Source organism: Pseudomonas sp. BJa5, assembly GCF_030272875.2.
Lineage (GTDB): Bacteria > Pseudomonadota > Gammaproteobacteria > Pseudomonadales > Pseudomonadaceae > Aquipseudomonas.
This window is the reverse complement of record NZ_JALRNG020000249.1, coordinates 1-231: the sequence shown is the minus strand read 5'-3', so window position 1 is coordinate 231 and position 231 is coordinate 1. Positions and strand designations below refer to the sequence as shown.

The following is a 231-nucleotide window of genomic DNA, read 5'->3' as shown; positions in this document are numbered from 1 at the left end:
GGCGAAGGCCGCCGGCACGCCGGCAGAGCTTGGCACGACCAGGGTCAGCAGGCCGGAGCCGGCCTTGACCAGCAGGCTGTCGGAGTGGCCGTGGTAGCAGCCTTCGAACATGATGATGCTGTCACGGCCGGTGTAGCCGCGGGCCAGGCGAATGGCGCTCATGGTCGCTGCGGTGCCGGAGCTGACCATGCGTACCATCTCCCTCGACGGCACGATCGAGCAGACCAGGTC

1 protein-coding gene is annotated in these 231 nt (G+C 68.4%); it reads right to left on the bottom strand.

What is annotated here, in order from left to right:
- On the bottom strand, nucleotides 1–231 hold a 231-nt coding region (locus M2D63_RS26200), incomplete at both ends, for an aminotransferase class III-fold pyridoxal phosphate-dependent enzyme (RefSeq protein WP_285865934.1).